Annotated in this window: 13 protein-coding genes; 6 read left to right on the top strand and 7 right to left on the bottom strand. The window is 61.7% G+C overall.

Features of this window, described 5'->3' with window-relative positions; translation table 11 throughout:
• Both BWR59_RS16670 and BWR59_RS16675 read right to left on the bottom strand, forming a co-directional pair.
• The gene (locus tag BWR59_RS16670) at window positions 1-1,362 is read right to left on the bottom strand and encodes a 2-hydroxycarboxylate transporter family protein (protein ID WP_218191224.1); all 1,362 of its coding nucleotides are present in this window, start codon (window positions 1,360-1,362) and stop codon (window positions 1-3) included.
• Between the two features lie 55 nt (window positions 1,363-1,417).
• Entirely contained in the window at window positions 1,418-2,281 is an 864-nt protein-coding gene (locus BWR59_RS16675) for a CoA ester lyase (RefSeq protein WP_081566747.1), read from the bottom strand.
• A 203-nt stretch (window positions 2,282-2,484) separates the two neighbouring features.
• Here BWR59_RS16675 and BWR59_RS16680 point away from each other — a divergent pair, with 203 nt between their 5' ends.
• The 4 genes from BWR59_RS16680 to BWR59_RS16695 all read left to right on the top strand — a co-directional run bounded on the left by BWR59_RS16680 (window position 2,485) and on the right by BWR59_RS16695 (window position 7,103).
• Complete coding sequence (locus BWR59_RS16680; protein ID WP_081566748.1) at window positions 2,485-3,360, top strand: LysR family transcriptional regulator; 876 nt, start codon at window positions 2,485-2,487, stop codon at window positions 3,358-3,360.
• Window positions 3,361-3,498: 138 nt separating this feature from the next.
• Window positions 3,499-4,704 (top strand): CoA transferase, encoded by a 1,206-nt coding sequence (locus BWR59_RS16685; RefSeq protein ID WP_081566749.1) that lies wholly within the window; start codon window positions 3,499-3,501, stop codon window positions 4,702-4,704.
• 115 nt (window positions 4,705-4,819) lie between these two features.
• Window positions 4,820-6,184, top strand: a complete 1,365-nt coding sequence (locus BWR59_RS16690) for a TIGR00366 family protein (protein ID WP_081566750.1) — start codon at window positions 4,820-4,822, stop codon at window positions 6,182-6,184.
• Window positions 6,185-6,269: 85 nt separating this feature from the next.
• Window positions 6,270-7,103, top strand: coding sequence for an amidohydrolase family protein (locus BWR59_RS16695; RefSeq protein WP_081566751.1), 834 nt, complete (start codon window positions 6,270-6,272; stop codon window positions 7,101-7,103).
• Between the two features lie 80 nt (window positions 7,104-7,183).
• Here the strand turns inward: BWR59_RS16695 and BWR59_RS16700 are convergent, their stop codons facing one another.
• The gene (locus tag BWR59_RS16700; RefSeq protein WP_081566752.1) at window positions 7,184-8,068 is read right to left on the bottom strand and encodes a LysR family transcriptional regulator; all 885 of its coding nucleotides are present in this window, start codon (window positions 8,066-8,068) and stop codon (window positions 7,184-7,186) included.
• A 120-nt stretch (window positions 8,069-8,188) separates the two neighbouring features.
• Entirely contained in the window at window positions 8,189-8,845 is a 657-nt protein-coding gene (locus BWR59_RS16705; RefSeq protein ID WP_081566753.1) for a peroxiredoxin-like family protein, read from the bottom strand.
• Between the two features lie 411 nt (window positions 8,846-9,256).
• On the opposite strand from BWR59_RS16705, the gene BWR59_RS16710 reads away from it, so the two are divergent.
• On the top strand, window positions 9,257-10,060 hold the full coding sequence (locus BWR59_RS16710) for a CAP domain-containing protein (protein WP_230982044.1): 804 nt from the start codon (window positions 9,257-9,259) through the stop codon (window positions 10,058-10,060).
• A gap of 305 nt (window positions 10,061-10,365) precedes the next feature.
• On the opposite strand, the gene BWR59_RS16715 is transcribed toward BWR59_RS16710, so the two are convergent.
• Window positions 10,366-10,989, bottom strand: coding sequence for a cell wall hydrolase (locus BWR59_RS16715; RefSeq protein ID WP_081566755.1), 624 nt, complete (start codon window positions 10,987-10,989; stop codon window positions 10,366-10,368).
• Window positions 10,990-11,287: 298 nt separating this feature from the next.
• Here BWR59_RS16715 and BWR59_RS16720 point away from each other — a divergent pair, with 298 nt between their 5' ends.
• Window positions 11,288-11,956: a murein L,D-transpeptidase catalytic domain family protein gene (locus BWR59_RS16720; RefSeq protein ID WP_081566756.1), complete on the top strand. Its 669-nt coding sequence runs from the start codon at window positions 11,288-11,290 to the stop codon at window positions 11,954-11,956.
• Here the strand turns inward: BWR59_RS16720 and BWR59_RS16725 are convergent.
• Entirely contained in the window at window positions 11,953-13,305 is a 1,353-nt protein-coding gene (locus BWR59_RS16725; protein ID WP_081566757.1) for a dicarboxylate/amino acid:cation symporter, read from the bottom strand. The genes BWR59_RS16720 and BWR59_RS16725 overlap by 4 nt on opposite strands.
• Window positions 13,306-13,407: 102 nt before the next feature.
• Window positions 13,408-14,463 (bottom strand): tartrate dehydrogenase, encoded by a 1,056-nt coding sequence (locus BWR59_RS16730; RefSeq protein WP_081566758.1) that lies wholly within the window; start codon window positions 14,461-14,463, stop codon window positions 13,408-13,410.
• Between the last annotated feature and the right edge of the window lie 91 nt (window positions 14,464-14,554).

Below are 14,554 nucleotides of genomic sequence, written 5' to 3' on the forward strand. Positions count from 1 at the left end.
TCAAACCGGCGGCAGATTCGCCAGAATCAACAACGCGCCCATCACCGTGATCGCCCCGCCGATGCGGGTCGATATCTGCGCGAACGGCAACAGCTGCATGCGGTTCGCTGCGGTCAGAATCGCAATGTCGCCAGTGCCGCCCAAGCCACTGTGGCAACCGTTGACGATGGCGGTTTCAATCGGATACATGCCCATCTTGCGGGCGATCACCAGCCCCGTGAGCACCAGCGTCAGCACCGTCGTGGTGATGGTCAGCACGTTGCCTATATGGAACGCCGCCGTCAGTTCACTCCAGTGGGTCACCGCGATGGAGTTGGCGAACAGCAGCGGATAGGTCACGCAGGTCGTGAAGAACTTGAACAGCACCTGCGCACCGACTTCCAGCCGCTGCGGAATGGCGTTGCACAGTTTCAACAGCACCGCGAGAAACAGCATGCACACCGGCCCCGGCAAACCGAACAGCGAATGCAGCAGCACGCCCGCCAGATACAGGGTGATTGCACACATGCCCGCCGCGATCACCTGATTGACGGTCTGACCGTCGAATCGGGTTTCCTTTTCCACGTCTGGCACTACTTCATCCTGGGGCAGTTCCAGCATCTGTAGACGACCGTTGCCGGTCAGATGCGGGAAGCGTTTGCCCAACAGATCCAGCGCCCCGCAGGCGAGAATCGCACAGAGGTTGCCCAGCAGAATGATCGGCAGCAATTGCGCGAGGATCTTGCCTGAGTCCAGGCCGAGGATTTCGCCGTAACCGACCGACAACGGAATCGCGCCCTCGCCCAGCCCGCCACCCATCACCGGCACGATGACGAAGAACAACACCTGACGCAGCTCCAGACCACAGAGCATCCCGACCGCGATGCCGGCAATCAGCGCCAGCACCGAACCCAGCAACAACGGCACGAAGATCTTGGCGAAGCCCTTGATGATCAGGTTGCGGTCCATGGTGAAAATGCTGCCCACCACCACCGATGAAACGAACAGGTAAATGAAGTTGCTCGACTTGGTAAAGGTGGTCACCGGCACGATGATGTCCTGCGGGACCCAGCCAAGGCTGACCAGATACGACGGCAGAAACGCCGAAACAATGGCCGCGCCGCCGATCTTGCCGAAAAACGGCAGACGCTTGCCGATCTCACCGCAGGTGGCGCCGCCCAGGCCGATGATCGCGACCATGGTGGGCAGGTCCGGCTTGAGTTCCTTGCACACCAGCAGCCCGGCGATCAGCGCCGCCAGCAGCAGGTAAACGGGTAAGGGAATGAAACTGATGCGGATGTCCATCAGGCGCCAGAACAGTCTGTTGCCTCCGGCCTCGGGCGCAGCCACGGCGGGCTTGGCCAACGAATCGGCGTTGTGCATGGGAACCTCGTCTTGTCTTGTTGTTGTAGATCGGGGTGTAACTCGGTGCCGGGGATCAGTGCGTCAGCAAACCGGCCTGGCGGGCTTGGTCGAGGATCATTCGAGCTCGCACCACAAAAGGCGCGTCGACCATCTGCCCGTCGACCTGGTACGCCCCGACGCCAGCCGCCTCGGCCTCATCGGCGGCAGCGACAAAGCGCTGGGCGCGATCGATTTCTTCGGCAGACGGCATGAAGGCTTCGTTGGCCATGTCGATCTGGGTCGGGTGAATGCAGGATTTACCGGTAAAGCCCAGGCCTCGGGCATAACGCGCTTCTTCGTGGTAGGCCTGCGGGTCCTTGATGGCCGCGAATGCGGCGTCGTAGGCGGCGATGTTGGCTTCACCGGCAGCCATGCGCACGCTCAGTTGAATCTGGCGGATCACAGTGGCTTCGCGTCGATTGATGCCCAGCGGTTCGAGCAGGTCGGCAAAACCCAGTTGCAGGCCCATGACCCGCGGGTGAGCGCAGGCAATGTCGGCGGCAAGACGCAAGCCGCGAGGCGATTCGATATTGGCGAGAATCCGGATATTGGCCGCTGAAGGTGCCATGCGCTCAATACGCTCGAGGTCCGCCACCAGCTGCAAAATCTGCGCGGCGCTTTCGACCTTGGGCAAGTTGACGATGTCGACCCGGGTACCGGCAAGCGCTTCGAGATCAGCCAGGTAATGCGCTGAATCGAGACCATTGATGCGTACGACAAGGGTTTTCTCGGTGTGCGGCAACTGGCCGAGGAAGGTCGCCAACTGATGGCGGGCGGCGGATTTGGCGCTTTCGGCGACTGCATCCTCCAGATCGAAACTGACGCCATCGGCGCGGGACGCCAGGGCTTTTTCGAAGAGTTCGGGACGGGATCCGGGAACGAACAGTTTGCTGCGCATGGGCGACTCACTGGATGACGACGCAGGCCCAGAGGCGTGAATGCGTCGCGCCGGATGACAGGTTCGAACCCATACCCGGCATTGTTGTTGGTGGCCGGGTGCGTGGGCCCGGCAGTGTGGCGTAAAGCCGAGCCCATATTGCAAAAGTGCAAAAGCTAACTAAAGTGCGTATTTCTACGTTTAGAATCCAGAATTTTTAGACTATGGACACTCGCTACCTCGACAGCTTTTTGCAAGTCGCCGAACTGGGCTCAACCGCCGCTGCCGCGCGCAAGCTCAACCTCACCCCCACGGCGGTGGCACAACGGATCAAGGCGCTGGAGCACGAAATCGGCCAGCCGCTGCTCAGCCGGGCCGGACGCAACATGCAACTGACGGCTGCTGGTTCGGCACTGCTGGGGCCTGCCACCGAACTGTTGGTGCGCACCCGGGAACTGCGCGCCATCGCCGCACTGGACGCTGTGGCCGGGGAGCTGCGCATCGGTTGCATCACCACCGCGATGGCGTATCTGGTGCCTGATGTGCTGGCGACACTGATCGCCAATTACGAACACCTGCGCCCCCATGTCGAACCGGCATTCTCGACTGACCTCTATCGCAAGGTGCTGTCCGGCGAGACCGATATCGCGATGATGGTGGCCCCGCAATTCGAGCTGCCCAAGGAGTTCGTCTGGCGCCCGGTGCGTGACGAACCCTTCGTGGTTCTGGCGCCTCGGCATCTGGCCGATCAAGACCCGCACCAAGTACTGCGCAGCCAGCCGTTCATTCGTTACCACCGCCGCTCCTGGGGTGGCGTACTCGCCGACCGCTACCTGCTACAGGCCGGCATTCAGCCAGAGGAACGCTTCGAGATGGACGCACTGGACGCCATCGCGGCGATGGTCAAAGGTAATCTGGGTGTGTCGCTCGTACCGCAATGGCGACCGATGCACGCGCAGCTTGGCGAACTGGCGCAAATCCCGTTGCCGGGCGCAGGGCTGTATCGACCGATCGGATTGTTATGGAAACGCAATTCGGCCAAAGAACGGCTGATCGATGTGTTCTGCAAAGTCCTGTTCGAACAGCTCAGCGCCCAATGAATCCACTATTTATGGATTCTAAAGCTAGCTAAAACGCATTTTATTTCTCGATCCCGCTCACCAGAATGGCGCCATGTGCTGCAATGGAGCCCTCATCGTTCTGCTCCGTTCGGCGATAACAAGATCGGAGAAATATTCATGTCCCATCCCGCCTCGCCAGCGTCGGCCAACGCCACCGGCCCGCTTTCCGGCATCACAGTCCTCGATCTCAGCGCCTACATTGCCGGCCCCTACGGTTGCTCGCTGCTGGCCGATCAAGGCGCCACGGTGATCAAGATCGAACCGCCGACAGGCGACAATCTGCGCAAATACCCGTCGACCCTGGCCTCTGAAAGCCGTGCATTTCTGGGCGTCAACCGCAGCAAATCCGGCGTGGTGCTGGACCTCAAGGCCGCCGGGGGACTTGACGCGCTGCTGACGCTGGTGCGCGAGGCCGACGTGCTGGTGCACAACTTTCGTCCCGGCGTGCCTGCGCGTCTGGGCATCAGTTACGAACAGTTGAGCAAGGTCAATGCGCGCCTGATCTATTGCGCGGTCACCGGTTACGGCGAGCAAGGCCCGCTGAAGGCCAAGGCGGGCTACGACCAGGTGCTGCAAACCATGACCGGCATGTGCGCGGCCCAGAGCAAGCCCGACGGCCCGCCGGAAATCCTTTACGGCTCGGTGGTCGACTACTACGCCGCCTCCCTGGTGGCGGGCGGTGTGTCCTCGGCACTGTTTGAGCGCGAGCGCACCGGGCACGGCCAGGAAGTGGGGGTGTCGCTGCTGCGCAGTGCGCTGGCAATGCAATCGGCTCGGCTGGTCTGGGCCGACAGCGAGCCGCGCTCGCTGGATCGCGACATGCGTTCGGGCGGCATCACCGGGATTCATCCGACGCGCGAAGGTCATCTGTATCTGTCCGCCAACACCCCGCATTTCTGGCAGGCGTTGTGCGAAAAGGTCGGGCTGCCACATTTGGCGGCTGACGAGCGCTTCGACAGCGTGCGTAAACGCGCCATCCACCACGAAATCATCGTTCCGCAACTGCATGAGGCCTTGCAGCAACACAGTGCGCTGGAGTGGGAAGCGATCTTTGGCGAGGCTGTGCCGTGCGCCGCTGCGCGTCGGGTCGAGGACATGTTCGATCATCCGCAGTGTCAGGCCGAATCGCTGATCGCCGAGTTCGAACATCCGGTAGTGGGCCGTTATCAGGGCTTCACCCGCGCCATCGCTTTTGGCCGAACCCCAGGGCCGGAGCCGTTTGCGGCGCCCGTGTTCGGCGCCGATTCGGACCGGGTGATGACCGAGCATGGCTTCACCGAACAACAGATCGGCGAATTGCGCGCCAGCGGAGCCTTGATCTGACGCGAGTACGTTAAAATCCGCGCCGACCTGATCGGCAGCATTCCCACAAACACAATAAAAGGGATAACCCGATGCACAACACCACAACGCTCTCCCTGCGCGGAGGGTTGCGGGCATGAATACCTCCGTTGCCGTCTCGAGATCCCTGCGCACCCGCTTCACCGACAGCACCATCAGGCTGTTCGAAAGGACCATTCCCGATCCGTTCGTGCTGGCGATTTTCATCACCGTCGTGGTGGCCGCCGCCTCCTGGTTCGTTGCGCCCAATGCCTCGCTCGATGCGCTGCTCAGCGGCTGGTACAAAGGCTTCTGCAACATCTTCACCTTCGCACTGCAGATCACTCTGGTGCTGGTCCTCGGGCATGCCCTGGCCCATGCACCGGTGGTGCAGCGGTTCTTCACCCGGCTGGTAGCCCTGGCGCGCACGCCGGCCCAGGCCGGGGCGATGATCTTCCTGTGTGTGGCGATCACCTCGTTCTTCAACTGGGGGTTCGGCCTGGTGCTCAGTGCCCTGCTCGCCCGGGAAATCGCCAAGCGCATGCGCGTCGATTTTGCCTGGATCGTCGCCGCAGGCTTCTCCGGCTGGGTGGTCTGGGCGGGTGGCCTGTCCAGTTCCATCGTGCTGGCGCAGACCACGCCGGGCAACCCCATGAATGTGGTGCAGAAACTCACCGGCCAAGTGCTCAGCGTCGGTGACATGGTCTTCGTGCCCTACAACATGGTGCCGACCATTGCGCTGCTGGTGATCATGCCTTTCGTGCTGGCCGCCCTGCGCCCCAAGGACGAAGACGCAGTGTGCCTGGATATCAGCAAGTACCCCGATCCGGAGCCAGCCAAGCGCCCTCAAGGCAAACGCAGCTTTGCTCAGTTCCTTGAATACTCGCCTCTGGGCAGCGTGATCATGGGCGCCCTGGGTGTCGCGATCGTCGCCTACTCATTCACCGGCAAGCTGCAATTGTCCGGGGTCAACGGCGTGATCGTGATCATGTTCACTGCCGGCATCATCCTCCACGGCTACCCGCTGGCGTATGCCAATGCGGTGAAGGGGGCTGCCAAACAGAGTGGCTCGATGATCCTGCAATATCCGCTGTACGGCGGAATCATGGGCATGATGGAAGCCACCGGGCTGCCGGGTGTGATCGCCAAGGTGTTCGTGGCGATTTCCACCACCCACACCCTGCCGTTCTGGAGCTACGTGTGCTCGCTGCTGGTGACCTTCCTGATCCCGAGCGGTGGCGGCCATTGGGCGGTGCAAGGCCCGTTCGCGATCCCTGCGGCGGTGGAACTGCATGCGTCGTTGTCGGCCACCACCATGGCCGTGGCGATGGGTGAACAGGTGTCGAACATGATGCAGCCGTTCTGGGCCGCTCCGGTCGTTGCCATGGCCGGCGTCGGCGTGCAGCGAGTGCTGGGCTTTACCTTCGTGACCTTTCTGGTGGCTGCGGTGGCTTACGGTGCGGCGCTGTTGCTGCTGGTGTGAACACTATTGTCATGGCTGGCGAGGCTCCCTCCCACAAGGCAGCGCGACTCTGCGCAATACCCGGTCAAACGAACAAGGTGAAGTGATGAAGCAACCTACGCTGAAAACCCCGGCCAACGCCTGCGACGCGCATATCCACATCATCGACCCGCGCTTCGCCCCGGCAGATCCGGCAACCCCGGCGGCGCAGGGCCAGTCCCTGGCCGATTACCGCACGGTCCAGACACAACTGGGCCTGCGCCGGGCGGTGATCGTGCAGGCCAAGTATTACGCCACCGACAACCGGTGCACGCTGGACGCCATCGCGCAGATGCAAGGCCAGGCCCGGGGCATTGCGGTGGTCGACACCCGCGTGACCGACAAGGAACTGGTGCGCTTGCATGAAGGTGGCATTCGCGGTTTGCGCTTCAGCCTGTGGAACGCGGGCAATCAGGTGGTCAGTGTCGACATGATCAGGCCGCTCGCCGAGCGCATTGCCGAACTGGGCTGGCACGCGCAGATTCACATGGCGGCCGAGCAGATCCTCGAGCAGCAGAGCCTGTTGGCAACGCTGCCGGTTCCGGTGGTGTTCGATCACATGGGACGACTGCCTGCGGGCGCCAATGCCAGCCATCCGGCGTTCCGCTTCATTGCGCGCCTGATCGATGCTGACAAGGCCTGGGTCAAGCTCAGCGGCCCTTATCTGAACACCATTGAAGGCGGCCCCCGCTTTAGCGATGTCCGCACCCTCGCCAGGGACTTCGCGACACTTGCGCCGCAACGGATGGTCTGGGGCAGCGACTGGCCCCACGTCACCGAGCAGCACAAGCCCGACGATGGCGAGCTGCTGGGCCTGTTGCTGGAGTGGACCGGCAGCGACGCCGCACGGCAGGCGATACTGGTGGATAACCCGGCGCAGCTTTATGGGTTTGATGGCTAGAGGACCTTGATTCAATGTGCAGACCCTGCACCTCCCACAGGTCTCTGTGATGACCCAGCCATTCCTTTGAAATCACGCAGTCAACCGCCCAGCAACGCCGCCACATAATCGACGAACACCCGGGCCTTGGCGCTGGTCATGCGCCCGGCCGGGAACACTGCCCACACATCAATTGGCGGCAACGTCCAGTCGTCCAGCACTGTGACCACTTCGCCGCTGGCCAGCTCCGGGGCGAACATCCATTCCGAGGCCATCGCCAGCCCCAGATTCGCCCGCACGGCAGCCCTGACACCCTCCGCCGCCGACACCCGCAACCGCCCACCGACGGTGGCGCTGTAGGTCACGTCATCGCGGCGCATGGGCCAGGTATCGCCACCGCCCGCGCGGTTGTAGATCACGGCCTGATGCGCCTCAAGGTCTCGAGGGTGCTCGGGAACGCCGTAGCATTGGAAATAGGCAGGCGTAGCGATGATCCGGCGACGTCCCTGGGCGATTTTCCTGGCCGTCATCGATGAGTCTTCCAGCACGCCCATGCGCAAGGAAACGTCGATCCCCTCCTCCACCAGATCGACGCTGCGGTCATCGAGAATCACCTCGACGTTCAATTCAGGATGTTGCTTCAGCAATGGCCCAAGATAAGGAATCACATGCAGGCTGGCGAAGGTCGTGGCGGCGCTGATCCGCAATCGTCCGGTGAATCCCGAGCCAGCGCCGCGCACTGCCGCATCGGCTTCGTTGGCCTGGTCGAGGGTGCGCCTGGCTGCGTCGTAATAGGTCTGCCCGGCCTCGGTGGGCGTCAGTCCGCGGGTGGTGCGCAACAGCAGGCGCGTGCCGAGGCTTTCTTCCAGCGCAGCAATGGTTTTCGACACCGCAGGTTGTCCCACTCGCAAGAGCTTGGCGGCGGCTGAAAACGAACCCGTCTCCACGGCGCAGATAAAGGTTTCCATGGCGGCCAGCCGATCCATTACACATCCTCAGTCATCTTCATCGAGCACGCAGCATCGCCCATAGTCGGCCCGCCTGCAAAAGCCCGAGAACGCAAAAAGGCCGCCACACTTCGTGACGGCCTAGATTCAGCTCACTGTTTACCCTCGCAAGGCTGGCAACAGATCGGTCGGCTCAGGACGCTGGGTGTAATCGGGGTTGACCTCGGCGTACTTGATCAGCCCATCCTGACCGATGACGAAACGCCCTGGCATGGGCAGTACCCAGCTTGGGTCATCGTTGAAGGTTGGCAGATCGTTGCCAAAACCCTTGTAAAGATCCACCAGGTAATCCGGCAGTTTGAAGCGCAGCCCGAAGGCCTCGGCCACCTGACTTTTCGCATCGCTGAGGATCGGGAAGCTCAGGTGATTCTGGCGCACCGATTTGCGGCTGTTGGCCTGAATCTGCGGCGAGATGGCGACCAGACTGGCGCCCAGGTCCAGATACTGCGGCAGCGCGGCCTCCAGTGCTTGCAGCTCCATGTTGCAGTACGGGCACCAGACACCCCGGTAGAAGCTGATCACCAACGGCCCTTTACTCAACAGTTCGGCCGAAGACACCGGGTTGCCCTCCGGATCGTTGAGGGTGAAGACCGGCGCCTTGTCGCCGACTTTCAGCGTGCGTCCGGCCTGCCCGGAGGCGATAAGTTCGTCGGTGGCGCGCTTCATGACCACGTGCACTTGCGCAGGGGCGTTGTAGGGAGGCTTGCCGGCAACGAAGTCGGCTTTGAAGGCGTCGAGTCTGGCTTGCAGCGTCATGGCGGTATTCCTTGCGAGAGATGAGTGAAGCGACGGGCTCATCCTCTCAATCCGCGCTGCGCCCCAGTAGACAGGCCCGGGTGATAACAGTCATGCCGTCGGGGAATAACGAGCGCAGCTGCATTAGATCCGGCGCTAAAAAAATAGTCTCAAACAGGAACAATGTCCGGCACAACGCAGAATATCGGGGAAATGGCGCACAATCGCCAAGGCGATGTACGGTCAGCCGGTCAGCTTTTTGCGGTTGTCACTGCAAAAAGCTGCCATCGGACTGCAACCTCCGGGGATTGTATGGTTCAGACTATTTCGATAGAGGCAAAATCGCGCATCATGGCAGCGGTCAGCTCAAGGGAGATTTTCATGCGCTTCACTTTTTCCACCACGGGTCTGGCAGCCTTTTCCTGCCTGCTGATGCTGACCGGCGCGGCGCAGGCCAGCGAAGAAACGCAATTGGTGCAGTCGATCAACAGCTTTCGCAGTCAGGCGCAGCCGTGCGCCAACGTGGTCTCTCAGGAACTCCCTCCCCTGACCGCCGACTCACGCCTGAACCTGCCAGCGACCGGTAGCGTCGATCTGCAACAAGTGCTGGCGCGGGCGTCCTACCCGATGGTGACCGTGCAGGCGATCTCGCTGTCCGGCCCGCGCGACGCGCAATCGGCGATGAAAGCCATTCAGGAGAGCTTCTGTCAGGTGGTGCTGGACCCGCAATTCGTCGACGTCGGCGTCAGCCGCAATGATCGGGACTGGCGCATCGTCCTGGCGCGGCCGCTGCTGGCCGGTGGGCTGGGCAACGCTCAGGCCGAAGGGCAGAAGATGCTCGGGCTGATCAACGCCGCCCGCAGCGTGCCCCATCAATGTGGCGGCCAACCCTTCTCCGCCGCAGCGCCACTGGCCTGGAACGACACGCTGGCCTCTGCCGCCGAAGGGCATACACGCTCCATGGCCAACAACAATTACTTCGACCACAAGGGCCGTAATGGCGGCACCCCGGGCGACCGGGCGGAACTGGCGGGCTACATCGGCCAGCAGATCGGCGAGAACATTGCCGCAGGCCAGGACAGCGCGCGCAAGGTGGTGGAAGGCTGGCTGGCCAGCCCCGGCCACTGCGCCAACCTGATGAACCCGGCCTTCCATGACCTCGGCGCGGCGTACGCGACCGACCCGAAAAGCGACGCAGGGATTTACTGGACGGCGATGTTCGGGGTGAAGCAGTAACCCGGCCCGTCTGTCGATGCCCGTTTACCCCAGGCTCACCTGATGATCGTTCCCCCGCTCCGCGTGGGAATGCATTGCAGGGCGCTCTGCGTCCAAGGTGACGCAGAGCGTCGATCGCTGTGTTACCACGCGGAGCGTGGGAACAATCGGCAAGCCGTTGATGATCGTTCCCCCGCTCCGCGTGGGAATGCATTGCAGGACGCTCTGCGTCCAAGGCGACGCAGAGCGTCGTTCACTGTGTTACCACGCGGAGCGTGGGAACAATCGGCAAGCCGTTGCTACAGGTCTTCGGCTCACAAGGCCGATTACTTCGCCTTGCCGTCCCGGGGTTTGTAGAACAGAAACTTACCGGTCTCGGCTGTCTTGATGTACTCGCCTGCCCAGGCCGGTCTGACGTTGCGGTCGTGGAAATACATCGCGCCTTTGGTATGGTCGGTGAGTTGCTGATTGAGCGCCTTGCGGGCGATTTCCTTGGACGCCGCGTAGCGGTCGTCCTCCTTCACCTGATCCGAGCGGCCATCGCACCACCACGAGAACTGGCACGCCTTCTTCTCCACCCCCTGCTTGACCACGCCACAAATGGTGTCGGGGTAGCCCTCGTGGCCCAGACGGTTGAGCACCACATTGGCCACCGCCTCCATGTCCGCATCGGTGCCGCCCTTGGCCTCCCAATAGATGGTCCGCGACAGGCAGACAATGGCATCGTCCACCGATGCAGCACCTGCCGGGTCCACGGCTTGGGCTTCGGATTTGGTGATGATCTCGCTCTTCGGTACGGCGGGGGTGGGGCCGTCTTTCTCGGCGGCCTTTTCTTCCAGTACCTGAGCCTTGCTGACCACGGCTTCGGGCGCCGGTGTGGCATCGGCGGCAAACGTCTGGCCGACGGACAGCGCCGCCAGCAAGCAGATAAAAGGGTAAATGAGGCGCATCGTCGAACCTTCTGCGTAAGGCCGATCGGTCCTGCACCGGGTCACTGCTGCGCGGTGGCTGCCAAGGGCGCCAGCCAGTAATGAAGCCGAACATCGCAAGCTGTCGTCGACAAATGATGGGTTATTTTTGGGAGACGCCGAAGCACAACAGCGATCTGAAAATAGCTCGCTGGGAGCAGCATAGTGGCGTTTTAACTTTGTGCAATGGGCGAATGCACTGTGATGAGCGGCGCTTGCCAACCCGCCGCGCAGTTGACGATATTGGCGGCCATTGACGCCCTTTATTCGAGACCCGCAGATGGCCCCTCGACAACTGATCCTGATGCTCGCATTGATGCTCTCGATTCAGGCTTACGCCGACAACGGGCAACCTCTGAAAGATGCACTGACACGCGCAGCGCCGGACGCCAACCCCAGGGTCATCGAACTGGCAGTGCAATCGGCGCAGTGCCGGATTGCCCAGTCAAAACCCCAACCGACGAAACTGGCGGTCATCGACTATTCGTTGCCCTCGACCGAACGGCGCCTGTGGGTGTTCGACCTCGCGCAACGCGCCCTGCTCTTCCACGAGCTGGTCGCCCACGGCCGGAGCAGCGGAGAAGACAGGGCGACCTATTTTTCCAATGAACCCGACAGCCTCGCGTCGAGCATCGGCCTCTACAGCACCCGCGAATCCTACGTCGGGCGCAACGGTTATTCGTTGCGCATGGACGGTCTGGAGCCGGGCTTCAATGACAAGGCGTTCGACAGAGACGTGGTGATTCATGGCGCCGACTATGTCAGCAACGACTTCGCCCGCGTAAACGGGCGAATCGGCAGAAGCCATGGCTGCCCTGCGGTGCCGACGGCCATGGCGCGGCCTGTCATCGACACGCTGAAAGACGGCCAGCTGCTGTTCATCTACTACCCTGACCCGCAGTGGCTGAAGACGTCGTCCTTCATCCACTGCGAACCTGGCACAGATTAACCCTGCGACAGGCGACTGAGCGCCGGCAGCATCCCGGCGGCGGGCGACGGGCTGGGCGGTGATTTATCCGTTGCCGGCGCCTCGACCTTTTCCGGCTCAGGCTCGCCGTTGAGCGCCCGGTTCATCTTCTCGGTGTCCAGCGCCCCCACCCATTTGGCAATGGCCATGGTGCCGACGCCATTGCCGATGGTGTTGGTGATCGCCCGTGCCTCGGACATGAAGCGGTCGACGCCCAGCAGCAAGACCATCCCGGCCACCGGAATCGTCCCCAGCGAAGCCAGGGTGGCGGCGAGGATGATGAAGCCCGAGCCGGTCACCCCCGCAGAGCCCTTGGAGGTGAACATCAGCACCGCCAGCACGATCAACTGATCGGTCAGGGTCAGCGGCGTGTTGGTGGCCTGAGCGATGAAAATCGCGGCGATGGTGTAGTAGATCGCCTGGCCGTCCGGGTTGAAGGTCAGCCCCGAAGGAATGATCATCCCGGCCACCGGTTTCGACACACCGGCCTTTTCCATCTTGGAAATCATCTGCGGCAGCACAGATTCCGATGAACTGGTGCCCAACACGGTGAACAGCTCTTCCTTGATGAAACGCAGGAACTTCCACAGGCTGAAACCGCTGTAACGGCAGATCGGCCCCAGCACGAAAATCACGAATACCGCGCAGGTCAGGTACACGCAGGCCATCAACTTGCCGAGAGAGAACAGCGAGCCGAAACCGTATTTGCCAATGGTGAAGGCAATGGCCCCGAACGCACCGATGGGCGCCAGACGCATGACCATATTGACGATGCGAAACATGCCCTGCATCAGGCTGTCCAGCGCATCGACGAACACCTTGCCGCGAGGCCCGACCTGCGCCAGGGCGACACCCAGCAGAATCGAGAACAGCAGAATCTGCAGCACATTGCCCTTGGCGAATGCATCGACGATGGTGTCGGGAATGATGTTCATGATGAAGTCCATGAACGAGGCATGTTTGGCCGCCGTGGTGTAGGTCGCCAGACTTGCGGTGTCGAGCGTCGCGACATCGATGTTCATACCTGCGCCTGGCTTGAACACATCGACCACGATCAGCCCGACCACCAGCGCCAGGGTCGACACCACTTCGAAATACAGCAGCGCGCGAAAACCGACGCGGCCCAGCTCCTTCATGCTTTCCATGCGCGCGATGCCGGACACGACGGTGAGGAAAATCACCGGCGCCAGGAGCATCTTGATCAGTTTGATGAACGCGTCGCCCAAGGGTTTGAGCGCGGTGCCGGTTTCCGGAACGAACACGCCGACGATGGCGCCGAGAATCACCGCGATAAGGACTTGCACGTATAACTTGCCAAGTATTCTTTTCATGACAGGGCCCTGATTTTTTATTGTTGTCAGGAAATACCGAAGGGGTCAGGGAATGCCCTGCCCCTCGGCGATAACTGCATTACTTTGAATCGATGCACCGGCTCAGCGGTTGATCAGCGCCAGCACTGCATCGGTGATCTGCCGCGTGGTGGCCGTGCCGCCCAGATCCGGGGTGTGCAGGCCGCTCTCGGTGACGGCCTCGATGGCCGACATCAGTTGCTTGGCGGCGGCCGCTTCGCCCAGGTGCTCGAGCATCATCGCGGCGGTCCAGAAGGTCGCCACCGGGTTGGCCACGCCTTTGCCGGTGATGTCGAAGGCCGAGCCGTGAATCGGTTCGAACATCGACGGGAATTTGCGCGACGGGTTGAGGTTGGCGGTGGGCGCGATGCCCAGGCTGCCGGACAGCGCGGCCGCCAGGTCAGAAAGGATATCGGCATGCAGGTTGGTGGCGACGATCACGTCCAGCGTTCCGGGCTTGAGCACCATGCGCGTGGTCACGGCGTCGACCAGTTCCTTGTCGATCTTCACATCGGGGAAATCCTTGGCGACTTCATAGAAAATTTCGTCCCACAGGACCATGCCGTGACGCTGGGCGTTGGACTTGGTGACCATAGTTAGATGTTTGCGTGGGCGGCTTTGCGCCAGTTCAAAGGCAAAGCGATGGATGCGCTCGACACCGGCGCGGGTGAAAACCGACACCTCGGTCGCGACTTCCTCCGGCAAGCCGCGATGCACGCGGCCACCGTTGCCGGAATACTCCCCTTCAGAGTTTTCGCGCACTACTACCCAGTCGATCTGCTCGCCGTTGTGCAGCGGGCTTTTCACACCTGGCAATACGCGAGCCGGACGGACATTGGCGTATTGGTCGAAACCCTGGCAGATCGGCAGCCGCAGGCCCCACAGCGAGATGTGATCCGGCACGTTGAGCGCGCCGACAGCACCGAAGAAGATGGCGTCGAATGTCTTGAGTTCAGACAGGCCACCCTCGGGAATGTAGTAGCCGTTTTTCAGGTAATTGTCCGAGTTCCAGTCGAAGTGTTTGAAGTCCAGTTCGAAGCCGGATTTCTTCGACAAGGCCTGCAGCACTTCAACGCCGGCCGCGATGACTTCGACGCCGATGCCGTCGCCTGGGATCGCTGCAATTCTGTATGCGCTCATGATCAACTCCACTCTCGTAACGTTTTTGTTTTTGCCTCTTGAACCGGACTGTTCAAGCAGGGTGTGAGCGGAGTATATGTAGTGAGCGCAA

It is taken from the genome of Pseudomonas sp. Bc-h (assembly GCF_002080045.1).
In the GTDB taxonomy this organism is placed as follows: Bacteria; Pseudomonadota; Gammaproteobacteria; order Pseudomonadales; family Pseudomonadaceae; genus Aquipseudomonas.